The sequence below is a fragment of the Streptomyces sp. NPDC102274 genome, assembly GCF_044766385.1.
Lineage (GTDB): Bacteria > Actinomycetota > Actinomycetes > Streptomycetales > Streptomycetaceae > Streptomyces.
The window spans coordinates 89716-111512 of the sequence record NZ_JBIWLW010000023.1 but is presented as its reverse complement, the minus strand read 5'-3'; the positions used below and the strand labels follow the sequence as shown (position 1 = coordinate 111512).

Sequence of the window (21797 nt, the reverse complement as noted above, 5' to 3'; positions counted from 1 at the left end):
CTGTGACAGACGGCGGACAGCGCCATGAAACTGCCCCGGCAGGCTCATTGGCACACGGAACGAAGCAGACTCCACCGACGGGGGGCGCGGGATGAACGCACTGCACGGCACGACCTCAAGCGCAGTGGTCACGCGTCTTCATGACGTCACGCGGAGCAGCGAGAAGTCCGGCGGCGTGAACGGGCGGGGGTGCGTTCGCGGCGCCGGGCGTCAGCACAAGCCGTCGTACATGACGGTGGTTGACGCGGAGCGCACGGACCGGGCGGGCAACGGGGGAAACAAGGCGGCCGCGTACGGGGAGGGCACGGGGGAACGGACGGTCCTGACGGAGCGGGCGGACGCCGAAGCGGCGTTCACCGCGTACGTCCAGGAGCGCCGCGCCTCCCTGTACGCGACGGCCTACCACCTGACCGGCGACCGGTTCGAGGCCGAGGATCTGCTGCAGAGCGCCCTCTTCTCGACCTACCGGGCGTGGGACAGGATCAGCGACAAGGCCGCGGTCGGCGGCTATCTGCGCCGCACCATGACCAATCTGCACATCAGCGCCTGGCGCAGGCGCAAGCTCAATGAGTACCCGACGGAGGAACTGCCGGAGACGGCGGGCGACTCCGACGCGATGCGCGGTACGGAACTGCGCGCGGTGCTCTGGCAGGCGCTCTCCCGCCTGCCGGAACTCCAGCGCACGATGCTCGTACTGCGCTACTACGAGGGCCGCACCGACCCGGAGATCGCGGACATACTCGACATCAGTGTCGGCACGGTGAAGTCGAGCATCTGGCGGTCGCTGCGCCGGCTGCGCGAGGACGAGGTCCTCAGCTTCGGCCGTGACGAGGAGGAGTCCTTCGGCGAACTCGTCGCCTGAAGGCTGTGGGGGGAAGCACGGGGGAAGCAGGACCCGTCGTCTCGGGGGAGGCGACGGGAGCACGTGAAAACGGGGGAACCGGGGACCGGGGGTCCTCGGGGGACCAGAAGGATCACGGGGGAGTACAGAGCAGGAAGCGGGATCGCACGAGCCTGGGGGGCTCGTGCGGTCCCGCTTCCGCGCGTGCGCGGCGTCTTACGTGTGGCTGGTCGACGTCGGGGACGATTCGGCGCTCGTGGTGCTGGTGGCGCTCGTGGTGCGCGCGGAGCCCGTCGTGCGCGCGGTGCCCTTCGTTCGGGTGGTCGGCCGGGCCGCTTTCCCGGTCCGCGGCCTGACACATCGCCCGGCCGCCGCTGCCGCGATCCGGCCCAGCGCCTCCGCCTTCGCGCACGGGTACGCGCCCAGGGCCGTCTGCCGCCCCACGATCGCGCGCTCCGCCCGCATCAGCCGCCAGCCGCGCCGCAGCAGGAACGCCACCGACTTCCGCCCTTCGCGCAGATCCCGCACCAGCCGGCGCCGGAACGTGGTCGACGGACGGCCACGCAGACAGAGCGCGTCCGCCAGCACGCCCAGCTCCTGACAGCGCGCGACGATATCGGCGGCGAAGATGCCCTCCGCGAGGAACAGTGGCGTGCGCCGGACGTCGAGGGGCTCGGTGTCGACGCGCGAGCTGGTCGCGATCGAGTAGACGGGAACGGTCGTACGTCCTGTACGGCACAGCTCCTCGACCGCCGCGACGGCGGCGTCCGCGTCCCAGGACCGCACCGAGTCCCAGTCGATGTCCGAACTGCCGTCGACCAGCGGCAGCGTGGGGTCGTGGCCCTCTTTGTAGAAGTCGTCCAGGCGCAGCACGGGCAGGCCGGTCCGGGCGGCGAGGGATGACTTTCCGGAGCCGGAGGGCCCCGTGAGCAGCACGACTCGGGTCGGAAGGGTTGCGGAGTTCACGGGTCACCAGTGTGAGGCATGTACCTGCTCAGTGACCCCTCGGGGACCGATCGGGCGGGTTCGGCCGGCCGGTTCGGCAGGTTTGGCGGGTTTGTTGCTGTCGACGCTCCTGCCTCAACTACTCTGCGTGTCAGTCCGATTACTCATCCATCCGGCCAGGCAGGAAAACCCATGGCATGTCACGCAGCTTCCTCCTCTCCCCGGCGCACTCTGCTCCGCGCCGGTCTGACCGTCACCGCGGCGACTGTGGCCCTCGGTCTCGGCGGTACGGCGGCCCAGGCGGCGGGGCCCGCCGCCCCCACGCCCGCGACGGGCGCCGACAGTTCGGTCGTAGGCTCCGGTCACGTGGCGGGCCAGGCCCTGGTCGGCTCTGTCGGGTACGCGCTGGGCCCCCTCACGGACCTGAAGCTCAACCCGCTGGCCAAGACGGGCGTCGATCCCCTGGACAACGCGGTGGGCACGCAGGTCGCCGACTTCAAACCGGTGTCCACGGCATCCCTGACCGCCCCGCTCACAGAGGGCGCGGCGCTCAAGGATCTGCCGGTGCTCGGTACGGCGTTGGGCTCGGCGGTGGGCCTGTTGACGGGGTGATCGGTGTCCATGTCAGGCGGCGCGGCCCACGTGCATGACCGTGATGGTGATCACGGCATCGTCGATCTCGTAGATCATGCGATACATGCCGATTTGAACGCGGCGGATGTCCGGAGAACCGTAGGCGAAGGACCCGTCGGGACGAGGCTCTTGGGCCAGCAGGTCCAAGGAGGCGAAGACCTGTAAGAGGCCGACCGGATCGTCCGCCATGAAGCGGTCGGCTGCCTTCAGCGCCGAATCCCACCAGTGGATCTCGTATGTCATGCCCCGGACTCCAGGCCGAGCATGCGCTTGACTTCTCCGTGGGGGACGGTGCTCAGCGTTCCGTTGGCCTTTTCGGCCCGGTACTGGGCGACCGCGAGTGCGTCCTCCAGATCCGCCAGCTCCTGCGGGTTGATCAGGATGGCCGCGACATGCCCGTGGTCCGTAATGGCGATCCGTTCACGCGAATGGGCTGTCCGGCGGACCAGAGTGCCGAAGTTGGCTCGGGCCTCAGTCATGCCGTAGGTGTCAGTCATGTACAGAAGCGTACGGTTCTCCAAGTACTGTGCACTGAAAAAGCCCCGTTTTCCCCCGAACCAGGGAAAACGGGGCTCCGTGTGAGGGTTAGTACGCCGAGCCCGACGCGCCCAGGCTGCCCGTCGGGTGCCAGACCGTCTTCGTCTCCAGGAAGGCCGTCAGCCGGCGGGTGCCGGGATCCGCCGACCAGTCCGTACGCTCCGCGCTCTCCGGGCGCAGCACGCGCTTCAGATTGTCCGCCGCCGCGATCTCCAGCTCCTTGGCGAGGACCTCGTCCGCGCCGGTCAGATCGATCCCGTTGACGTCCTGGTGCGCGGCGAGCGGGGCCGCGATCTCGGCGGTCCTGCCGGAGAGGATGTTGACCACGCCGCCCGGGAGGTCGGAGGTGGCCAGCACCTCACCGAGGGAGAGTGCCGGGAGCGGGGACTTGTCGCTCGCGACGACGACCGCGGTGTTGCCCGTGGCGATCACCGGCGCGATGACCGAGACCAGGCCGAGGAACGACGACTCCCGCGGCGCCAGTACGGTCACGACCCCGGTCGGCTCGGGGGTGGAGAGGTTGAAGAACGGCCCCGCCACCGGGTTCGCCCCGCCCACCACCTGGCCGATCTTGTCGGTCCAGCCCGCGTACCAGACCCACCGGTCGATCGCCGCGTCGACGGCCGCGGCCGCCTTCGGCGTGGACAGGCCCTCGGCGTCCGCTACTTCCCGTACGAACTGGTCCCTGCGGCCCTCCAGCATCTCGGCGACGCGGTAGAGGACCTGGCCCCGGTTGTAGGCGGTCGCGCCCGACCAGCCGCCGAACGCCTTGCGCGCCGCGACGACCGCGTCACGCGCGTCCTTGCGGGAGGCCATCGGGGCGTTGGCCAGCCAGCTGCCCTCGCCCGCCGCGTCGGCGGCTGATGTCGCCCTCGTCACTTCGTACACCCGGCCGCTCTCGCTGCGGGGGAACTTGCCCCCGACGTACAGCTTGTAGGTCTTGAGGACGCTCAGACGCCCCGCGGCGGAGCCGCTAGTCGATACGTGCTCAGACATCGAGATACGCCTCCAGGCCGTGGCGGCCGCCCTCGCGGCCGTACCCCGATTCCTTGTAGCCGCCGAACGGCGAGGTCGGGTCGAACTTGTTGAAGGTATTGGCCCAGACGACACCCGCCCGGAGCTTGCCGGCGACCGCGAGGATGCGGGAGCCCTTCTCCGTCCAGATGCCGGCCGACAGCCCGTACTGGGTGTTGTTGGCCTTCGCCACGGCCTCCTCGGGCGTACGGAACGTCAGCACGGACAGCACCGGGCCGAAGATCTCGTCGCGGGCGATGGTGTGCGCCTGCGTGACGTTCGTGAAGAGGGTGGGGGCGAACCAGTAGCCGGAGGAGGGCAGTTCGCACGCGGGCGACCAGCGCTCGGCGCCCTCCGCCTCGCCCGCGTCGGCCAGCGCCGTGATGCGGGCCAGCTGCTCGGCGGAGTTGATCGCGCCGAGGTCGGTGTTCTTGTCCAGCGGATCGCCGACGCGCAGCGTGGCCAGCCGGCGCTTGAGCGAGTCCAGCAGCTCGTCCTGGACGGACTCCTGCACGAGCAGCCGCGAGCCCGCGCAGCAGACCTGGCCCTGGTTGAAGAAGATGCCGGTGACGATGCCCTCGACGGCCTGGTCGATGGGGGCGTCGTCGAAGACGATGTTGGCGCCCTTGCCGCCCAGTTCGAGCGTGGCCCGCTTCCCCGTACCGGCGATCTCGCGCGCGATGGCCTTGCCGACGGCGGTCGAGCCGGTGAAGGCGACCTTGTCGATGCCCGGGTGCGAGACGAGCGCGGCGCCCGTCTCGCCGTCACCGGTCACGATGTTCACCACGCCCTTGGGCAGCCCGGCCTGACGGCAGATGTCCGCGAAGAAGAGCGCGGAGAGCGGGGTCGTCTCGGCGGGCTTCAGGACGACCGTATTGCCGGTCGCCAGCGCCGGGGCGATCTTCCACGCGAGCATGAGCAGCGGGAAGTTCCACGGGATGATCTGGCCGGCGACACCGAGCGGGCGCGGGCCGGCCCCGCCTCCTCCTTCTGTCGTCCTCCGGCCGAACCCGGCGTGGTCGAGCTTGTCGGCCCAGCCCGCGTAGTAGAAGAAGTGCGCGGCGACCAGCGGGAGGTCCGTGTCGCGGGTCTCCCTGATCGGCTTGCCGTTGTCGAGCGTCTCCAGGACGGCCAGTTCGCGTGAGCGCTCCTGGATGATCCGCGCGATACGGAACAGATACTTCGCCCGCTCGGCGCCGGGCAGCGCGGACCACTTCTCGAAGGCCTTGCGGGCGGCCCCGACCGCGCGGTCGATGTCGTCGGCGCCGGCCTGGGCGACCTCGGAGAGGACCTCCTCGGTGGAGGGGCTGACGGTCTTGAAGACCTTGCCGCCGGACGCCTCGCCGAACTCGCCGTCGATGAAGAGCCCGTAGGAGGGCGCGATGTCGACGATCGCACGGGACTCGGGCGCCGGAGCGTACTCGAACGCGGATGCGGAACCGGATGCGGATGTCATGGTGATCAGTCCACCGTCACGTAGTCGGGGCCGGAGTAGCGGCCGGTGCTGAGCTTCTGACGCTGCATCAGCAGATCGTTCAACAGGCTGGAGGCGCCGAACCGGAACCAGTGGTTGTCCAGCCAGTCCGCGCCCACGGTCTCATTCACCAGCACCAGGAACTTGACCGCGTCCTTGCTGGTACGGATGCCGCCCGCCGGCTTCACGCCGATCTGCACCCCGGTCTGCGCGCGGAAGTCGCGTACGGCCTCCAGCATCAGCAGGGTGTTGGCCGGGGTGGCGTTGACCCCGACCTTGCCCGTCGACGTCTTGATGAAGTCCGCGCCCGCGATCATGCCGAGCCAGGAGGCGCGGCGGATGTTGTCGTACGTGGACAACTCGCCGGTCTCGAAGATCACCTTGAGCCGGGCGGCCCCCGCGGCCTCCTTCACGGCGCGGATCTCCTCGTACACCTTGAGGTAGTGGCCCGCGAGGAACGCGCCGCGGTCGATGACCATGTCGATCTCGTCGGCGCCCGCGGCCACGGCGTCGCGGGTGTCCGCGAGCTTGACGGCCAGCGAGGCGCGGCCGGCCGGGAAGGCGGTGGCGACGGAGGCGACCTTGACGTCCGAGCCGGCCAGCGCGGCGACCGCCGTCTCCGCCATGTCCGAATAGACGCAGACCGCGGCGGTGGCGGGCGTCGTACGGTCGGTCGGATCGGGCCGGAGGGCCTTGGCGGCGAGCGCCCGGACCTTGCCCGGGGTGTCCGCGCCTTCGAGCGTCGTCAGGTCGATCATGGAGATGGCCAGATCGATGGCGTACGCCTTGGCCGTGGTCTTGATCGAGCGCGTACCGAGCGACGCGGCGCGTGCCTCCAGGCCGACGGCGTCGACGCCGGGGAGCCCGTGGAGGAAGCGGCGCAGTGTGCTGTCGGACGCGGTCACGTCAGCGAATGCGGGGGTAATGGTGGGCATGGTCACCAGATGAGCATATCTACGCGCGTAGCGGCCTGTACAGGGGGTGGGGGGTGCGAGGGGGAGCCGTTCCCGAGATGTGACCGTCCCCGCCGTTCGCCTTTCCCCGCCGTCCTCCGCCGGGGGCGTGGAGGTGTGTTCGGGCCATGCGGCAGAATCGGACGTATGACGAGCCCCGAGCAGCCCACCGAGCCGACCCACGCCGACCGTGTCTTCCGGTCGGCCGGCGGGATCGTCGGCGGCGTCCTGCTGCTCGCGATCATCCTCTGGATCGGCGGTGACGCGCTCTTCCGCGGGACGGACGACACCCCGTGGCTGGCGCTCGCCGGGATGCTGTTCCTCGTACCGCTCGTCATCGCGTTCAGCCTGCGCCCGGCGGTCTACGCGAACGCCGACCGGCTGCGGATCAGGAACCCGTTCCGGACGATCACGCTGCCGTGGGCGGCGGTCTCGACCGTACGGGCCCAGTTTTCCTGTGAGGCGCTGACGGAAGACGGCAAGAAGTACCAGCTGTGGGCGGTCCCGGTCTCGCTGCGCCAGCGCAAGCGCGCGAACCGGGTTCAGGGGCGGGGTGTCCTCGGCGGGGCGTCCGGGCGCGCGTCCGCGGGCGCGGGCGCCGGTGCGGCCGAGGACCGGATGGCGCAGGCGGACCGTACGGTCGCGGATCTGCGCGAGTTGTCGGAGGGGTCGGAGTCGCGGCCGTCGGCGCAGGGGGAGCCGACGGTGCGGTGGGCGTACGAGGTGCTGGGGCCGGCGGCGGCGGGCCTGATCGTGCTGATTGTGCTGCTGCTGATCGGCTGACGGCGGGCCGCCTCCCGGTAGGGGGCCGTGGTGCGCCTCCGGCGTGGGGCGTGGTCATCCGGCGTCGCCACACGCGAGGCGCCGAGTGGGCCGGTCAGGGGCGGTGATGTGTTGTGGGAACGACTTAACCGAACCCAGGACGCATCACCTGCCGCAGGACCCTCCAAAGCCCCCTCCAAACTAGGACATAGGGGTCGGGTGGCGGGCTCGTCCGCCCCAGCCGGCAGGTGCAGCCGACAGCGGACCTTCACCAGCGGGGCATGAGTCCCGACCCCCCACCCAGGCCTGCTCGCTGACCCGGAGCCCGGCTGCCCCACACCACTGCCGCGCCCCCACCCACCGGACCGGCGGTCGGCAACGGCCCCCAGGACATGGAGGGATCCCCTCCGGGGACCCCTCCCCAGGGCCGCCCGTCCCGGAGCCGCGAAACTGAAACCTCAGGGGCGGCCCCCACCCGCCGGTTCGCATGTGGACCTTCGAACGTGCTCAGGGTGCGGAACCTCCGCGACCAGGCAACGCCGCCGGCTGTTACCGGCTCCACGAGCCCTGGGTGGCGGCGATTGAGTGGCCAGCAGCGCAGTGACGAACACGAACGACGCGCACCACCGCGAGCCGTGGCGGCGGGTGATCAGGGACGGTGGGCGGTGACGCGTTCGCCCCAGATCAGGTAGGCGGTGCGGCCGGTGAGCCAGGCCTCGTGGGCGGAGTGGATGCGGTCGCGCTCCGGACCGAGGCAGAGGCTGTCCGTCTCTCCGAGCGTCGCCCAGCGGTACGCGGTCGTTTCGGGATCTGCGCTGTACGGGATGAGGTCCGCGCCCTTGAAGACGACGTCGAGCCCTTCGGCCTCGGTGACGCCTCTGGGTACGTGGTCCACGACGAGGATTTCCTCGGGCGGGGTGGGGGAGAGGCCGGTCTTCTCCGCGATCTCGCGTACGTACGCCTCGTGCATGAACTCGTCGGTCTCCGCGTCACCGCCGGGCAGTTGCCAGGATGTCCCGGTGCCGGTGGGCATGAGGAGGACGTTCAGTTCGTCGCTGATGCGCCGGGTGAAGAAACCGGCGACCCCGGTTCGGCGGCGGGGCGGTTCGGGCCGGCCGAGTTCGAAGTACATGTCCTCACCTCTCGTTGAGCGTCACGGGGTACGGGGCCGCCTTCACGGTGAAGGTGAGGCCCTTCCCGGTCATCGTTCCGACGACGGACCACCCGGGCGCGAGGAGGTCCCGTAACTCGATCTGGACCGAGCCGTCGAACGGGGCGTGGCGCTCCACGGCCAGGACGTCACCACGCTGATCCATGACCCACACCTTTCAGGCGCGCGGATGTAGGGATACCCGCTGCGATTACGTGCGTTCGCAGCGTGCTTGCCCAGTCTGAGTCACGTGACTTGCCCTGCGCAACCCAGCGTGTGGATCTCCACTCGGAGAGTCATATGGTGGTCAACTGACCGATACTCTGACGGCGTCGGGAGAGCACGCCACTGGAAGGGGACTCGTGGCTGTAAGCGTCAATGCGAACGCGATCTTCGCCATGCGCCGCGTGGGCGAGGAACTTCAGCGCCTGCGCGTGGAGGTTGGACTCCAGCAGGAGGCGGTGGGGCAGGCGCTCGGCGTCTCGCGGTACACCGTGGGCAAGATCGAGCGCGGGAGAGCATTCCCCACGGACGAACAACTCCCCAAGCTGCTCAAGCTTTTGAAGGCGACCCCCGAGGAACGCGCGGGGATCGTCGCGACGATCGAGCAGGGCAGGTCGTACGGCCGCACGTGGTACGAACGGTCGGAGATCCAGGCCCTGTTCGGCGGTGACTCGTATCGATACCTCTCCCTTGAAGACGCCGCGGAACGCATCTCGCTGCACTCGGGAACGTACGTGCCGGGGCTCTTCCAAACTCGTGAGTACGTCGAAGCGATCGTTGCTTTCGGTCAGAAGCACGAGAGCACCGAGCGTCGTGAGACCTTTGTCGAGGCGAGGCTGAGACGGCAGGAAGTCCTCACCCGCAGAAACCCTCTTACGGTGGACGCGCTGTGTCTGGAGTCCGCGCTTCGGGCTGTTGTCGGTGGACCGGAGGTGATGCGTGCGCAACTCCGCCACCTGGTGGTGTGCGCTCAACAGCAGAACGTCACTCTGCGGGTGATCCCTTTCGCGGCAGGAGCCGCGAGCGCCTCAGGTGCAACGTTCACCATCCTCGACTTCCCGGGGGCTGACCACCGCAGCGTCGTTTCGCAGGAGCGAGTGCGAGGTGAAACTCTTCAGGATGATCCTGCGGAGGTGCGGCGCAGCCGCCGGAAGTTCGCCGACTTGGCAGATCAAGCACTGGATGAGAAAGCAACTGTCCGGTGCATTGAAGAGATCGAGAAGGGACTCCAATGAACAGCCCGAAGGATGACCTCTACGCTGCACCACTCGACGGCGAGTGGGAGAAGTCGTCGTTCAGCGCCGGCTCGGGGAACGACTGCGTACAGATAATGCCGATCGACGGCGGCGTCGCCTTCGGCGACTCCAAGCGCCGTGACCTCGACGGGGCGTTGCGTTTCACCGACAAGGAGATGCTGGCGCACATCCTGGCCGTCAAGGCCGGGCAGTACGACCATCTCGTCCCCGACGGCACCGAGCTCTGAGCGGGCCCCGGGCGCCCGGGCCCCGGGCCCCGGGCGCCCGGGGGGCCTACACCGTTATCGCGTACAGGGTGCCCGAGGCGCCGGTGACGTAGGCCGCCGGGCCGGACAACAGTGGGCCCGTGCGGAGTGCCTCGTCCGCGGTGTAGTCCCATTTCTTCTTGCCGGTGTCCGCGTGGAGCGCGTGCAGGGTGGTGTCGGCCGCGACGCAGACCGTGCCGTCGGCGGCGCTCGGGGTGGGGTGGATCGCGGTGGTGAAGGGGGTTCTCCACTTCGGGGCGCCGGTCTTCGCGTGGAAGGCGTACAGGGTGGTCTCGCCGCAGACGTAGACCGTGTCGCCGGACACGATCGGGGGGCCCTGGAACGAGCCTCCGTCCTCGGCGGCGGCGGACCACCGTTCCGTCCCGCCCGTGGACAGTGCCGACACGTGGGTGCCGTTCTCCCCGAAAATGGTGAAGTAGACGGTGTCACCGGCCACGGCCACGGCCGAGATCTCGATGGCCGCGGCCAGATGCCTCCATTTCCGCTTTCCGGCGGCCGGGTCGTACGCGTACAGGGCGCCCTGGCTGCTGGTGTAGACCGTGCCGTCGGCAACGCGCGCGGAATCGGCGTTTTCGAGGTCGGTGGAGATCGCCTCCAGCTGGATCTTCCCGGTTGACGTGGACACCGCGTACAACACGGTGGAGGTGCCGCTGCCGCCGAGGAAGCAGACGGTGTCATCGGCCGCCGACGGGGCCGCGTCGGCAACGTCCAGTTCGCCGGACGCCCACTTCTGCTTGCCGGTGTCCGCGTCCAGTGCGCGCAGGATGTCGCCGACGACGACGCAGACGGTGTCGGCGGTCACGGCCGGGGTGGGCACCAGCGCGCCGTCCGTGGCGCCGGTCGTGTGGGTCCACCGTTCGGTGCCCTGGTCGGCCGATACCGCGTACAGGCCCTTCCGGCCGGGGAAGTAGACCGTGCCATTGGCCACGGCCAGCGCACCGTCGGCGTCGTCGCGGCCGTCCCCGACGGCGACCGTGGACTTCCAGTGCGGGGTGCCGGGCCGCCGGGGGACAGTCGGGCTCTGCCGGGGGGCGGGGCCGGCGTTCTTCGTGTCGTTGTCGGTGCCGGTGAACCGCCAGACGCCGTAACCGATTCCCGCCGCGGCGGAGACCCCCGCGAGGCCGAACAGCGCCCGGCGGCGGGTGATGCCGGACGGTGGGGGCGCCGCCTGCGGGGGCTCGTCCATGGACTGGATGGTGGGGGCGTGGAGTTGTACGGTCACGGCCACCGGTTCGGGCAGCCAGCCGTGGGCCGGAGGCGGCGCGGCGTACGCGCCGGCCCCGGACAGCTGGTGCATCAGGGCGGCCACGGTGGGGCGTTGGGCGGGGTCCTTGGCCAGACAGTGGTCCACCAAGGGCCGCAGCTCGGAGGGAAGACGCTCCAGGTTGGGGCTCTCGTGCACCGTTCGGTAGTGGAGCCCGTGCGCCGAGCCCGTGCCGAACGGTCCGGCCCCCGTCGCGGCGTACGCGAGGACCGCTCCGAGGGAGAACACATCGCTGGCCGGGCTGCTCCGGTCGCCCGTCAGCTGCTCGGGGGACATGAAGCCGGGGGTGCCCACCATCGCTCCGGTCTGGGTCAGCGCGCTGGCGTCGCTGACGACCGAGATGCCGAAGTCGATCACGCGCGGGCCGTCGTGGGCGAGCAGGATGTTCGAGGGCTTCAGATCACGGTGGACCACCCCCGCCGCGTGAATCGCCCCCAGCGCCTCGGCCAGCCCCGAACCGAGTGTCAGGACCGGCCCCGGCGGCCAGGGGCCGTGTGTGGCGACGGCCTCGCTCAGCGCCATTCCCGGTACGTAGACCGTCGCCAGCCACGGCGGTGTGGCGTCGGGGTCGGCGTCGACCACACCGGCGGTGAAGGCGCTGTTCACGCGCCGGATCGCGGTGACCTCCCGGACGAACCGGCGGCGGAACTGCGGGTCCTCGGCCAGGTCGGGCCGTACCACCTTGACGGCGGCCGTGCGCCCGCCCCGCGAACGCCCCAGGAATACGCTGCCCATGCCGCCGGAGCCGATCAGGCCCACGAGGCGGTAAGGCCCCACCTGCTCGGGGTCCCCGGCACGCAACGCCTTCAACGCCTCCACCACGTACCCCCGCCGAACCTACGGCCTGTCTGTCGGATCCCTGAGAGTCCGTCACCCTACTGGGGGTACGCCCGTACACATGGCGGGGGGTGTCAGATACCGGCCGTCGCCGCCAGGTCCCGCTTCATCGCGGCCAGCGTGGCCGTGGCCGTGGCCCGTGCCGTCGTCAGGGCCGTCGCGTCCTCGACCGGGATCACGACCTCCAAGTAGCACTTGAGCTTGGGCTCGGTGCCGCTCGGCCTGACGATGACGCGGGCACGGTACGCGCCCTCCAGGTGGTAGCGGAGGCCGTCCGTCGGGGGGAGCGTGTCCGTACCTCGCGTGAGGTCCTCGGCGGAGGCGATGTTCAGGCCGGCCAGCTCCGTCGGCGGATTCTCGCGCAGGCGGCGCATCGCGGCGGCGATCAGGGACAGATCCTGGACGCGAACCGACAACTGGTCCGTGGCGTGCAGGCCGTGGGTGACGGCCAGATCGTCCAGAAGGTCGGTGAGCGTACGGTCCTTGGCCTTGAGTTCCGAGACCAGTTCGGCCACCAGCAGCGCGGCCGTGATGCCGTCCTTGTCGCGGACGCCGTCCGGGTCGACGCAGTAGCCGAGGGCCTCCTCGTATCCGTACCGCAGGCCCTCGACGCGGGCGATCCACTTGAAGCCGGTCAGCGTCTCCTCGTAACCGAGCTCCGCCGCCCCGGCGATCCGGCCGAGCAGCGAGGACGAGACGATCGACTCGGCGAAGGTGCCGGTCGCGCCCTTGTGGACGAGATGGGCGGCCAGGAGCGCGCCGACCTCGTCGCCGGTCAGCATCCGCCAGCCGCTGACGGCCGTGTCGTCGGGGACGGCGACGGCGCAGCGGTCCGCGTCCGGGTCGTTCGCGATGATCAGATCGGGCCGTACGCGCCGGGCGGTGGCGAAGGCCAGGTCCATCGCGCCCGGCTCCTCCGGGTTCGGGAACGCGACGGTGGGGAAGGCCGGATCGGGCTCGGCCTGCTCCGCCACGAGCGTGGGCTCGGGGAAGCCGGCGCGGGCGAAGGCCGCCAGGAGGGTTTCCGTACCGACGCCGTGCAGCGCCGTGTGGACGACGCGCGCGGTGCGGGGGGTGCCGGGGGTCAGGACCGCGTCCGTACGTTCCAGATACGCGGCCAGGACGTCGTCGCCGAGGATCTCCCAGCCGTCGTCGGGCCGGGCCACGCCCGCCAGCGGGCCGACCGCGGCGATCCGGGCCGCGATCTCGCCGTCGTCGGGCGGCACGATCTGGGAGCCGCCGCCGAGATAGACCTTGTAGCCGTTGTCCCGGGGCGGGTTGTGGCTGGCGGTGACCTCCACGCCGGCGACGGCGCCTAGATGCTGTACGGCGAAGGCCAGTACGGGCGTCGGCAGCGGCCGGGGCAGTACGGCGGCGCGCAGCCCGGCGCCGGTCATCACGGCCGCGGTGTCCCGGGCGAAGTCGGCGGACTTGTAGCGGGCGTCGTATCCGATGACGACCAGCCCGTCACCATGGCCTTGGGCCTTGAGGTACGTGGCGAGACCGGCCGCGGCGCGGATGACCACCGCGCGGTTCATCCGCATGGGCCCGGCTCCCAGTTCGCCGCGCAGCCCGGCGGTGCCGAACTGGAGCGTGCCGGCGAACCGTTCCGCCAGGGTGCCGGTGTCCCCGGCGTCGATGATCTCGCCGAGCTCTTCGCGGGTGTCGCTGTCGGGGTCCTCGGCCTGCCAGGCCTTGGCCCGTGCGATGAGGTCCTGATGCGTGGCGTCCTGCACGGTGGGGGGCACCTCCTGGTAGCTGTGCCGCCGGGGCCGACGGCGTGGTCCCGGCGGGGATGTCATTCCCGCCGGGGGATCCTGTTCGGGATGTCATTCCCGGACAGGACCTAGGGTCTCTCGTGATCAGGCCGGGCTCGCGAGCCCTGCCACCCTGCCTCGCCACGTTGTCGTCAGTCGCCGACGCTCCGCGTCGGCTCCCTCCTCCGCCTCGCGATCCACGGCACCAGCCCCCGCTCCCCGATCCGGCCTGATCCAAACGGAAGACCCTAGACGCGCTCAAGCACCTGGGCGAGCAGGGCGCCCATCTGGGTGGCCGAGTCGCGGCCCGCCTGGAGGACCTCCTCGTGGTTGAGGGGTTCGCCGGAGATGCCCGCGGCCAGGTTCGTGACCAGCGAGATGCCGAGCACCTCGGCGCCCGCCTCGCGGGCCGCGATGGCCTCCAGGACGGTGGACATGCCGACGAGGTCGCCGCCCATGACACGGACCATGTTGATCTCGGCCGGCGTCTCGTAGTGCGGGCCGGGGAACTGCACGTACACCCCCTCTTCGAGGGCCGGGTCGATCTCCTTGCACAGCGCGCGCAGCCGGGGCGAGTACAGGTCGGTGAGGTCCACGAAGTTGGCGCCGACGATGGGGGAGACGGCCGTCAGATTGATGTGGTCGCTGATCAGCACGGGCTGACCGGGACGCATGCCCTCGCGCAGTCCGCCGCAGCCGTTGGTCAGGACGATGGTCTTGCAGCCCGCGGCGACCGCGGTACGTACGCCGTGCGCGACGGCGGCGACTCCGCGGCCCTCGTAGTAATGCGTACGGCCCAGGAAGACCAGCGCGCGCTTCTCGGCGATCCGGTACGAGCGGATTCTGCCGCCGTGTCCGGCCACGGCCGGCGGGGGGAAGCCGGGGAGCTCGGTCACGGGGAACTCCGCCTCGGGCGTGCCGAGCGCGTCGACGGCCGGTGCCCAGCCGGAGCCCATCACCAGGGCGACGTCATGGGTCTCGGCGCCGGTCAGCTCGCGCAGGCGGGTGGCGGCGGCGTCGGCGGCAGCCAGGGGGTCGGATCCGTCGGCGTTGGCCGGGATAACAGATGCGTTCACGCGGATGAGGGTAGCCGGTCATGCCCTACGCGCGTAGATGAGGGTGGTGCGGTCATGACATCGTTGTACTGTCGTTTCCAACGATGTCAGCGGCCGTGCACCGCTTTCCTGGTTCGAGTCCGCTTTTTGCGAGGTTCGTCCCCCCGGTTCGTCTGCTCGCCCGCTCGCTGGTTCGCCCGCTGCCGACCCGCCGGTTCGACCGCTCGCTCGCCGGCCCGTCGCCCGTCGGTCGCCCGTCGGCTCGTCCCCGTCAGCAGGGGCGCTTGCGCAGCTCCATCACATAGTCGTGCGGAGCGCCCGCCGACTCCGCCGCGTCGGCCAGCTCGCCCAGATAGCGCGCCGAGGGAAGACCGCCCTCGTAGCCGTTCAGGACATACATCCAGGTCGGCTCCTCGCCGTCCAGGGTGTGCACCCGTACCCGCATACGGCGGTAGATGTCGAGCCCCACGCCCTCCCAGCGGTCCATGGAGTCCTCGTCCATCGGGGCGATGTCGTACAGCGCGACGAAGACCTGGGAACGTGGCGCCTCCACGACCGTGGCCAGCGCGCCCTCCCAGCCCATCTGCTCGCCGCCGAAGGTGAGCCGCCAGCCGTTGAGCCAGCCGGTGCCGCGCAGCGGGGAGTGCGGGGCGCGGCGCGTCATCAGCCGCGCGTCGAGGTTGCCGGCGTACGCGGCGTAGAGCGACATGGGGTCGAGGGTACGGGAGGTACGGACGTGGCCCTGTTTTCCGGGGCTCGGTTCGCCTCCGGAAAGACGGAGGCGAACCGAGCCCCGGAAAATAAGAGGTCTCGCACATAGGTGGGGTGGAGGAAGGAGCGGGGTGAGGGGCAAGCGTGGCAAGGCGGAGGAGGGAGGCGAAGCGGAGCTTCGTGGACCGACGACAACGCCGCCGGGCGCCGCCCATCGGCACGCGACGCCGCCCCACCTATGTGCGCGACCTCCAAGAGGGGGGCCGGGGGGAAGGTACTTGAAGGGTGCGGGACAATGGAGTACGTACTGCATCCCCCGGGGCTCCCCCGGAACCCCGGCCGGGGTGGCAGACGGGCCGGGTTGACAACGCGAGGCGGACTTTTTCGTGACCCGGATCGTGATCATCGGTGGCGGCCCCGGCGGCTACGAGGCGGCCCTGGTAGGGGCCCAGCTCGGCGCGGAAGTGACCGTCGTCGACTGCGACGGGCTCGGCGGCGCGTCGGTGCTCACCGACTGCGTACCGTCGAAGACCCTCATCGCGACGGCCGAGGTGATGACTACCTTCGACTCCTCGTACGAGGAACTGGGCATCATCGTCGAGGACGACACTCCGGCTCTGAAGCAGAAGGCCCGCGTCGTCGGGGTCGATCTCGGCAAGGTCAACCGGCGTGTGAAGCGGCTCGCGCTCGCGCAGTCGCACGACATCACCGCCTCCGTCACCCGGGCGGGCGCGCGTGTCATGCGAGGGCGCGGGCGGCTCGACGGACGGCAGGCCGTGGACGGCTCGCGCCAGGTGATCGTGACCGCGGCGGACGGCACCGAGGAGTCGCTCACCGCCGACGCCGTGCTGATCGCGACCGGCGGGCACCCCCGCGAGATCCCGGACGCGCAGCCCGATGGCGAACGCATTCTCAACTGGACGCAGGTGTACGACCTCGACGAGTTGCCCGAGGAACTGATCGTGGTCGGCTCCGGCGTCACCGGCGCCGAGTTCGCCGGTGCCTACCAGGCGCTCGGCTCGCGGGTCACGCTCGTCTCCTCCCGTGACCGCGTGCTGCCCGGCGAGGACTCGGACGCCGCGGGCGTGCTGGAGGACGTCTTCAGGCGCCGCGGCATGAACGTGATGTCCCGCTCCCGCGCCGAGGCCGCCAAGCGGGTGGGCGACCGGGTCGAGGTGGCCCTCTCCGACGGCCGGGTCATCTCCGGTACGCACTGCCTGATGGCCGTGGGCGCCATCCCGAACACGGCGGGCATGGGCCTGGAGGAGGCCGGCGTCCTGGTCAAGGAGTCGGGCCACATCAAGACCGACCGGGTCTCCCGTACCTCCGCGCCGGGTGTCTACGCCGCCGGTGACGTCACCGGGATCTTCGCCCTCGCCTCGGTCGCGGCCATGCAGGGCCGGATCGCCATGTACCACTTCCTGGGCGACACGGTCGCCCCGCTCAACCTCAAGACCGTCTCGGCGAATGTCTTCACCGACCCGGAGATCGCCACCGTCGGTTACAGCCAGGCCGACGTCGACGCCGGCAAGATCGACGCGCGCGTCGTCAAACTGCCGTTGCTGCGCAACCCGCGCGCCAAGATGCAGGGCATCAGGGACGGCTTCGTCAAGATATTCGCCCGCCCCGGCACCGGGATCGTGGTCGGCGGGGTCGTCGTCTCGCCGCGCGCCAGCGAGCTGATCCATCCCATCGCGCTCGCCGTCGACAACAACCTGACCGTGGAGCAGATCGCGAACGCGTTCACGGTCTACCCGTCCCTGTCGGGCTCGATCGCCGAGGTGGCGCGGCAGTTGCACACCCGGAAGACCGGCGAGGAGGGCTGACCGGATCCGCCGGTCACGGTGGGCGTCCCCGGCGGGCGTTCACCGCTCGTAGGGCTGGGTAAGCCCGTTCCGTGGTGGTGCGTTCGAATAGCGGGATCGCTTTATACCACTGTGCGCGCTCGTCTGTGTACAACTTCTGTTATTCGGCGCAAACTGCTGAAAGCAGACGGTCGTTGGGGTTACTGTCAGTTTCGTGTTCGCTGCAGAACGTCGCCAATTGATCCTCGAAATGGTGCGCGCCAACGGGGCCGTGTCGCTCCGTGAGCTCGCCCGCGTCGTCCAGACCTCCGAAGTGACCGTACGGCGGGACGTGCGGGCGCTGGAGGCCGAAGGACTCCTCGACCGTCGGCACGGCGGTGCGGTATTGCCGGGCGGATTCACGCGAGAATCCGGCTTTCCGCAAAAGTCCCATCTCGCAACGGCCGAGAAGACGGCCATCGCCGATCTCGCCGCGAGTCTCGTCGAAGAGGGCGAGGCCGTGGTCGTCGGCGCCGGTACGACCACGCAGGAGCTGGCCCGCCGGCTCGCGCGGATCCCCGGCCTGACCGTCGTCACCAACTCGCTGCTCGTCGCGCAGGCGCTCGCCCATGCCAACCGGGTCGAAGTCGTCATGACCGGCGGCACGTTACGCGGCTCGAACTACGCGCTGGTCGGCAGCGGGGCGGAGCAGTCCCTCCAGGGTCTCCGGGTCACCCGCGCGTTCCTGTCCGGGAGCGGGCTGACCGCCGAGCGCGGACTGTCCACGTCCAACATGCTCTCGGCGAGCGTCGACCGGGCGCTGGTGCAGGCCGCGGCGGAGGTCGTGGTGCTGGCCGACCATACGAAGCTGGGCACCGACACGATGTTCCAGACCGTGCCGACGGATCTCATCAGCAGGCTGGTGACCGACGAGCCGCCGGCGCATGACGATCGCGCGGCGACGGAGCTTCAGGCGCTCGCGGATCAGGGGGTGCATATCGCGGTGGCCAGCGCGGTGGCCGGCGGAGCCGGCGGTTCTGGGGGCGGTTCCGCGGGCGGGATGTCGGGGGGCGCGGCCGGTACGGCTGCGGGTTCCGGGGCCGGTTCCGTTGCCGGGGCCGGTGGTTCGGGCGGTGAGGCGCATCCGGCGGGGCGGCAGTCACGTCGTGACGTACCGCTTCCGGGGCAGCGCCGTACGCATGCGGCGGGGCCGGGGCCTGGACAGGGACCGGGGAACGGTGGGCCGGGGTCGCAACTGCGGAGCGCGGCGGCGTCGCTGGCGGCGCAGGAGCCGGGGGAGCGGGCGCGGGTGGCGGACTTGCGCCGCCGATAGCCTCCCGGCGGGGGGTGCGGGTGCGGTGCGCCTCCGGCGGGGTGCGGTGCGCCTCCGGCGGGGGGCGGGTGCGGTGCGGGGTGCGGGTGCGGTGCGGGGTGCGTGGTCGTGTGCCGGGGGCCGGGGCCTCCGGAGGTCCGTGTCCGGACTGCGCTGCGATCGATATGCGACTCCGTCGCGTGGTCACCGCGCTCCGCGCGAGCTGCGACGCTTTACGTCCGGACACGCACCTCCTGCGACCCCGACCCCCTCCCCCCGGCGGTCGGCTCCCACTCGCCGCACGGCTGGGGGGGGGGTTGGGGGTGGGTGCGGCCCGGTGGCCCCGGCCACTCGCCATCTCGGCGGGGGTGAGGGGGCCGGTGCGGCCAGAGCCTGGCTACTTCGCCCGTCCTGGCGGAGCGATCGGGCTCGGTACGGGAGGATGCCACCGCCTCCGCCCGCCCCGCGCACGACCCCGTGGCTTGTGCGGGCGGTGAAGGGGGGGCGCGCGGGGGTCGTGTCCGGGACACTAAAGCGTGATGTGTGGCGCGCGACCGCCCGTGCCCTGACTGTGGCCCGTCACGCGCCGTAAATCATGCCGTCCCGGGCGCGAGGACCGGAGCGCCACCCGGCGACAGCCCGCACACGGAAACCGGCCCGAGGCGAAAACGAACGCAACCCGTACCGCGACCCCCCGCCGGAAGGCGCACCGCCCTCAGGGGCGCAGGCCCGTGAGTGTCAGTCGGAGCAGGCGTTCCGCCAAGTGCGGGTCGGACGGGGTCTGTTCCGCCGCCAAGGCGATCGCGTTGGTGAGTTGCAGCAGGTCCTCGATCGAGACCTCCTGCCGTACATGGCCGGCCCGTTGCGCCCGTACCAGGAGGCGCCCGCCCGCCTCGCGCATCGGCACGCTGCACTGCGACAGCGCCGAACTCTTGTCGTGGGAGGCCGACATGAGCGCCTGCGAGAGCCCGCGGTACTCACCCGCATGAGTGATGAGCGCACCCAGCCATTCGACCAGCGCACCGCACGGCTGTTCCGCTTCGGCGAGTTCGCGGGAGCGCTCGATGAGGGAGGCGAGCGCTTCCTGGAAGACCGCGTTCATCAGCGCGTGGCGGTTCGGGAAGTGCCGGTAGAGCGTGCCGATGCCGACGCCCGCGCGGCGCGCGATGTCCTCCAGGGAGGAGTCCGTGCCGTGTTCCGCGAAGGTGCGGCGGGCTTCCGTGAGCAGGCGCTCGTAGTTGCGGCGCGCGTCGGCGCGCATGGGTCTGGGCAGCGCTGGTGCCGTACTGCTCGCCATTGGGGGTCCTCTCTGTCTCCACCCGTGGCGTCAAGGATGCCACCGCACACGCCGAGGCCCCGCCGGATGCGGGCGGGGCCTCGACGTGGGTCAGTCCTTGATTTCGCAGATGGTGGCGCCGGAGGTGAGGGCCGCGCCGACCGTGGCGGCGAGGCCCTTGATGGTGCCGGAGCGGTGCGCGTTGAGGGGCTGCTCCATTTTCATGGCCTCAAGGACGACGACAAGGTCGCCTTCCTTGACCTCCTGGCCCTCTTCGACGGCGACCTTGACGATGGTGCCCTGCATCGGGGAGGCCAGGGTGTCGCCGGAGGCGGCGGAGGCGGACTTCTTGGCGGCGCGGCGCTTGGGCTTGGCGCCGGCGGCGAGGCCGGTGCGGGCCAGGGTCATGCCCAGGCTGGTGGGCAGGGAGACTTCGAGGCGCTTGCCGCCGACCTCGACGACGACCGTCTCGCGGCCGGGCTCGTCCTCGGTCTCGGCGTCGGCGGGGGCCGCGAAGGGCGGGATGTCGTTGGTGAACTCCGTTTCCATCCAGCGGGTGTGGACGGTGAACGGGTCGGAGGTGAAGGCGGGGTCGGTGACGACCTTGCGGTGGAAGGGGATCGCCGTGGCCATGCCCTCGACCGTGAACTCGTTCAGGGCGCGGGAGGCGCGCTGGAGGGCCTGTTCGCGGCTGGCGCCGGTGACGATCAGCTTGGCGAGCAGGGAGTCCCAGGCCGGGCCGATCACACTGCCGGACTCGACGCCCGCGTCCAGGCGGACTCCCGGGCCGGCGGGCGGGGCGAAGGTGGTGACGGTGCCGGGGGCGGGCAGGAAGCCGCGGCCCGGGTCCTCGCCGTTGATGCGGAACTCGAAGGAGTGCCCGCGCACGGCCGGGTCGTCGTAGCCGAGGGCTTCGCCGTCGGCGATGCGGAACATCTCGCGGACGAGGTCGATGCCGGTGACCTCTTCGGTGACCGGGTGTTCCACCTGGAGGCGGGTGTTGACCTCCAGGAAGGAGATCGTGCCGTCGGTGCCGACGAGGAACTCGACGGTGCCCGCGCCGACGTAGCCGGCCTCCTTGAGGATCGCCTTGGACGCGGTGTACAGCTGGGCGTTCTGGGCGTCGGAGAGGAAGGGGGCGGGGGCTTCCTCGACCAGTTTCTGGTGGCGGCGCTGGAGGGAGCAGTCGCGGGTCGAGACGACGACGACGTTGCCGTGGGAGTCGGCCAGGCACTGGGTCTCGACGTGGCGGGGCTTGTCGAGGTAGCGCTCGACGAAGCACTCGCCGCGGCCGAAGGCGGCGACGGCCTCGCGGACGGCCGACTCGTACAGTTCCGGGACCTCTTCGAGCGTACGGGCGACCTTGAGGCCACGTCCGCCGCCGCCGAAGGCCGCCTTGATGGCGATCGGCAGGCCGTGCGCCTCGGCGAACGCGACGACCTCGTCCGCGCCGGAGACCGGGTCGGGGGTGCCTGCGACCAGCGGGGCACCGGCGCGCTGGGCGATGTGGCGGGCGGCGACCTTGTCGCCGAGGTCACGGATGGCCTGCGGCGGCGGGCCGATCCAGGTCAGCCCGGCGTCCAGCACGGCCTGCGCGAATTCGGCGTTCTCGGACAGGAATCCGTAGCCGGGGTGGATCGCGTCGGCGTCGGAGTCCTTGGCCGCCTGGAGCACCTTGGCCATGTCCAGATAGCTGGCTGCCGGGGTGTCACCGCCCAGGGCGAACGCCTCGTCGGCCGCGCGGACGTGCAGGGCGTCCCGGTCCGGGTCCGCGTACACGGCCACGCTCTGGATCCCGGCATCCCGGCAGGCACGGGCAACGCGGACAGCGATCTCGCCACGGTTGGCGATCAACACCTTGCGCACGATGGCTCCCTCCTTGAAAACAAGCTGAGTTTAGGGACTGCCGACACGCCCCATGGATCCGTCCCCAATGGAGAGCTTGCCCACACGGAGCGTGGTTCGAG

The 21797-nt window shown here is 70.7% G+C and carries 20 protein-coding genes and 1 pseudogene; 7 read left to right on the top strand and 14 right to left on the bottom strand.

Translation table 11 applies throughout. The features are described 5' to 3' along the window. Positions 1-91 precede the first annotated feature (91 nt). Positions 92-862: a SigE family RNA polymerase sigma factor gene (locus ACIRQP_RS27645; protein WP_403894025.1), complete on the top strand. Its 771-nt coding sequence runs from the start codon at positions 92-94 to the stop codon at positions 860-862. A gap of 321 nt (positions 863-1183) precedes the next feature. On the opposite strand, the pseudogene ACIRQP_RS27640 reads toward ACIRQP_RS27645, so the two are convergent. Continuing rightward, positions 1184-1807: pseudogene (locus tag ACIRQP_RS27640) on the bottom strand (uridine kinase); the annotation flags it as partial. Positions 1808-1978: 171 nt separating this feature from the next. On the opposite strand from ACIRQP_RS27640, the gene ACIRQP_RS27635 reads away from it, so the two are divergent. Further along, entirely contained in the window at positions 1979-2398 is a 420-nt protein-coding gene (locus tag ACIRQP_RS27635) for a hypothetical protein (protein ID WP_403894022.1), read from the top strand. Positions 2399-2410: 12 nt separating this feature from the next. Here ACIRQP_RS27635 and ACIRQP_RS27630 read toward each other — a convergent pair whose 3' ends face one another. The 5 genes from ACIRQP_RS27630 to deoC all read right to left on the bottom strand — a co-directional run bounded on the left by ACIRQP_RS27630 (position 2411) and on the right by deoC (position 6379). After that, positions 2411-2662, bottom strand: coding sequence for a type II toxin-antitoxin system RelE/ParE family toxin (locus ACIRQP_RS27630; RefSeq protein ID WP_403894020.1), 252 nt, complete (start codon positions 2660-2662; stop codon positions 2411-2413). Then, positions 2659-2916, bottom strand: a complete 258-nt coding sequence (locus ACIRQP_RS27625; protein WP_403894017.1) for a type II toxin-antitoxin system Phd/YefM family antitoxin — start codon at positions 2914-2916, stop codon at positions 2659-2661. The genes ACIRQP_RS27630 and ACIRQP_RS27625 overlap by 4 nt, the downstream gene beginning before the upstream one ends. An 88-nt stretch (positions 2917-3004) precedes the next feature. After that, positions 3005-3952, bottom strand: a complete 948-nt coding sequence (locus tag ACIRQP_RS27620; RefSeq protein WP_403894015.1) for an aldehyde dehydrogenase family protein — start codon at positions 3950-3952, stop codon at positions 3005-3007. Continuing rightward, complete coding sequence (locus ACIRQP_RS27615) at positions 3945-5426, bottom strand: aldehyde dehydrogenase family protein (RefSeq protein WP_403894012.1); 1482 nt, start codon at positions 5424-5426, stop codon at positions 3945-3947. Before ACIRQP_RS27615 ends, ACIRQP_RS27620 begins: the two co-directional genes overlap by 8 nt. A gap of 5 nt (positions 5427-5431) precedes the next feature. Then, on the bottom strand, positions 5432-6379 hold the full coding sequence (gene deoC, locus ACIRQP_RS27610; RefSeq protein ID WP_403894125.1) for a deoxyribose-phosphate aldolase: 948 nt from the start codon (positions 6377-6379) through the stop codon (positions 5432-5434). Between the two features lie 165 nt (positions 6380-6544). Between deoC and ACIRQP_RS27605 the strand changes: the two genes are divergently transcribed. Beyond that, the gene (locus tag ACIRQP_RS27605) at positions 6545-7180 is read left to right on the top strand and encodes a PH domain-containing protein (protein ID WP_403894009.1); all 636 of its coding nucleotides are present in this window, start codon (positions 6545-6547) and stop codon (positions 7178-7180) included. 628 nt (positions 7181-7808) lie between these two features. On the opposite strand, the gene ACIRQP_RS27600 is transcribed toward ACIRQP_RS27605, so the two are convergent. Together ACIRQP_RS27600 and ACIRQP_RS27595 are read right to left on the bottom strand one after the other, a co-directional pair. After that, positions 7809-8291 carry an NUDIX domain-containing protein gene (locus tag ACIRQP_RS27600; protein ID WP_403894006.1) on the bottom strand — a complete coding sequence of 161 codons (483 nt, stop codon included), beginning with the start codon at positions 8289-8291 and terminating at the stop codon, positions 7809-7811. Between the two features lie 4 nt (positions 8292-8295). Next, on the bottom strand, positions 8296-8475 hold the full coding sequence (locus tag ACIRQP_RS27595; protein WP_403894003.1) for a hypothetical protein: 180 nt from the start codon (positions 8473-8475) through the stop codon (positions 8296-8298). Between the two features lie 196 nt (positions 8476-8671). Between ACIRQP_RS27595 and ACIRQP_RS27590 the strand changes: the two genes are divergently transcribed. After that, a complete protein-coding gene (locus tag ACIRQP_RS27590; RefSeq protein WP_403894001.1) occupies positions 8672-9547 on the top strand; it encodes a Scr1 family TA system antitoxin-like transcriptional regulator in 876 nt (291 codons plus the stop codon). Next, positions 9544-9795, top strand: coding sequence for a DUF397 domain-containing protein (locus ACIRQP_RS27585; protein WP_403893998.1), 252 nt, complete (start codon positions 9544-9546; stop codon positions 9793-9795). Before ACIRQP_RS27590 ends, ACIRQP_RS27585 begins: the two co-directional genes overlap by 4 nt. A gap of 46 nt (positions 9796-9841) precedes the next feature. Here the strand turns inward: ACIRQP_RS27585 and ACIRQP_RS27580 are convergent, their stop codons facing one another. From ACIRQP_RS27580 to ACIRQP_RS27565, 4 genes are all read right to left on the bottom strand, one after another. Continuing rightward, positions 9842-11908 carry a PQQ-binding-like beta-propeller repeat protein gene (locus ACIRQP_RS27580; RefSeq protein WP_403893994.1) on the bottom strand — a complete coding sequence of 689 codons (2067 nt, stop codon included), beginning with the start codon at positions 11906-11908 and terminating at the stop codon, positions 9842-9844. A 101-nt stretch (positions 11909-12009) separates the two neighbouring features. Further along, positions 12010-13671, bottom strand: a complete 1662-nt coding sequence (locus ACIRQP_RS27575) for a phospho-sugar mutase (protein ID WP_403893991.1) — start codon at positions 13669-13671, stop codon at positions 12010-12012. Between the two features lie 269 nt (positions 13672-13940). After that, positions 13941-14768: a purine-nucleoside phosphorylase gene (locus tag ACIRQP_RS27570; protein WP_403893989.1), complete on the bottom strand. Its 828-nt coding sequence runs from the start codon at positions 14766-14768 to the stop codon at positions 13941-13943. A 250-nt stretch (positions 14769-15018) separates the two neighbouring features. Continuing rightward, on the bottom strand, positions 15019-15456 hold the full coding sequence (locus ACIRQP_RS27565; RefSeq protein WP_030355792.1) for a gamma-glutamylcyclotransferase: 438 nt from the start codon (positions 15454-15456) through the stop codon (positions 15019-15021). Between the two features lie 388 nt (positions 15457-15844). Between ACIRQP_RS27565 and ACIRQP_RS27560 the strand changes: the two genes are divergently transcribed. Together ACIRQP_RS27560 and ACIRQP_RS27555 are read left to right on the top strand one after the other, a co-directional pair. Further along, a complete protein-coding gene (locus ACIRQP_RS27560) occupies positions 15845-17284 on the top strand; it encodes an NAD(P)H-quinone dehydrogenase (protein WP_403893986.1) in 1440 nt (479 codons plus the stop codon). 229 nt (positions 17285-17513) lie between these two features. Further along, a complete protein-coding gene (locus ACIRQP_RS27555) occupies positions 17514-18575 on the top strand; it encodes a DeoR/GlpR family DNA-binding transcription regulator (protein WP_403894122.1) in 1062 nt (353 codons plus the stop codon). Between the two features lie 694 nt (positions 18576-19269). Here ACIRQP_RS27555 and ACIRQP_RS27550 read toward each other — a convergent pair. Then, positions 19270-19851 carry a TetR/AcrR family transcriptional regulator gene (locus tag ACIRQP_RS27550; RefSeq protein ID WP_403893983.1) on the bottom strand — a complete coding sequence of 194 codons (582 nt, stop codon included), beginning with the start codon at positions 19849-19851 and terminating at the stop codon, positions 19270-19272. 90 nt (positions 19852-19941) lie between these two features. Next, positions 19942-21696, bottom strand: a complete 1755-nt coding sequence (locus tag ACIRQP_RS27545; protein ID WP_403893980.1) for an acetyl/propionyl/methylcrotonyl-CoA carboxylase subunit alpha — start codon at positions 21694-21696, stop codon at positions 19942-19944. Between the last annotated feature and the right edge of the window lie 101 nt (positions 21697-21797).

What these genes read in the sequence shown, in the direction of transcription:
- ACIRQP_RS27585 (WP_403893998.1), top strand. Translation starts at nt 9,544, where the DNA reads ATGAACAGCCCGAAGGATGACCTCTACGCTGCACCACTCGACGGCGAG.
- ACIRQP_RS27595 (WP_403894003.1), bottom strand. Translation starts at nt 8,475, where the DNA reads ATGGATCAGCGTGGTGACGTCCTGGCCGTGGAGCGCCACGCCCCGTTC.
- ACIRQP_RS27550 (WP_403893983.1), bottom strand. Translation starts at nt 19,851, where the DNA reads ATGGCGAGCAGTACGGCACCAGCGCTGCCCAGACCCATGCGCGCCGAC.
- ACIRQP_RS27615 (WP_403894012.1), bottom strand. Translation starts at nt 5,426, where the DNA reads ATGACATCCGCATCCGGTTCCGCATCCGCGTTCGAGTACGCTCCGGCG.
- ACIRQP_RS27555 (WP_403894122.1), top strand. Translation starts at nt 17,514, where the DNA reads ATGGTGCGCGCCAACGGGGCCGTGTCGCTCCGTGAGCTCGCCCGCGTC.
- deoC (WP_403894125.1), bottom strand. Translation starts at nt 6,379, where the DNA reads ATGCCCACCATTACCCCCGCATTCGCTGACGTGACCGCGTCCGACAGC.
- ACIRQP_RS27635 (WP_403894022.1), top strand. Translation starts at nt 1,979, where the DNA reads ATGGCATGTCACGCAGCTTCCTCCTCTCCCCGGCGCACTCTGCTCCGC.
- ACIRQP_RS27645 (WP_403894025.1), top strand. Translation starts at nt 92, where the DNA reads ATGAACGCACTGCACGGCACGACCTCAAGCGCAGTGGTCACGCGTCTT.
- ACIRQP_RS27605 (WP_403894009.1), top strand. Translation starts at nt 6,545, where the DNA reads ATGACGAGCCCCGAGCAGCCCACCGAGCCGACCCACGCCGACCGTGTC.
- ACIRQP_RS27625 (WP_403894017.1), bottom strand. Translation starts at nt 2,916, where the DNA reads ATGACTGACACCTACGGCATGACTGAGGCCCGAGCCAACTTCGGCACT.
- ACIRQP_RS27620 (WP_403894015.1), bottom strand. Translation starts at nt 3,952, where the DNA reads ATGTCTGAGCACGTATCGACTAGCGGCTCCGCCGCGGGGCGTCTGAGC.
- ACIRQP_RS27630 (WP_403894020.1), bottom strand. Translation starts at nt 2,662, where the DNA reads ATGACATACGAGATCCACTGGTGGGATTCGGCGCTGAAGGCAGCCGAC.
- ACIRQP_RS27600 (WP_403894006.1), bottom strand. Translation starts at nt 8,291, where the DNA reads ATGTACTTCGAACTCGGCCGGCCCGAACCGCCCCGCCGCCGAACCGGG.
- ACIRQP_RS27565 (WP_030355792.1), bottom strand. Translation starts at nt 15,456, where the DNA reads ATGTCGCTCTACGCCGCGTACGCCGGCAACCTCGACGCGCGGCTGATG.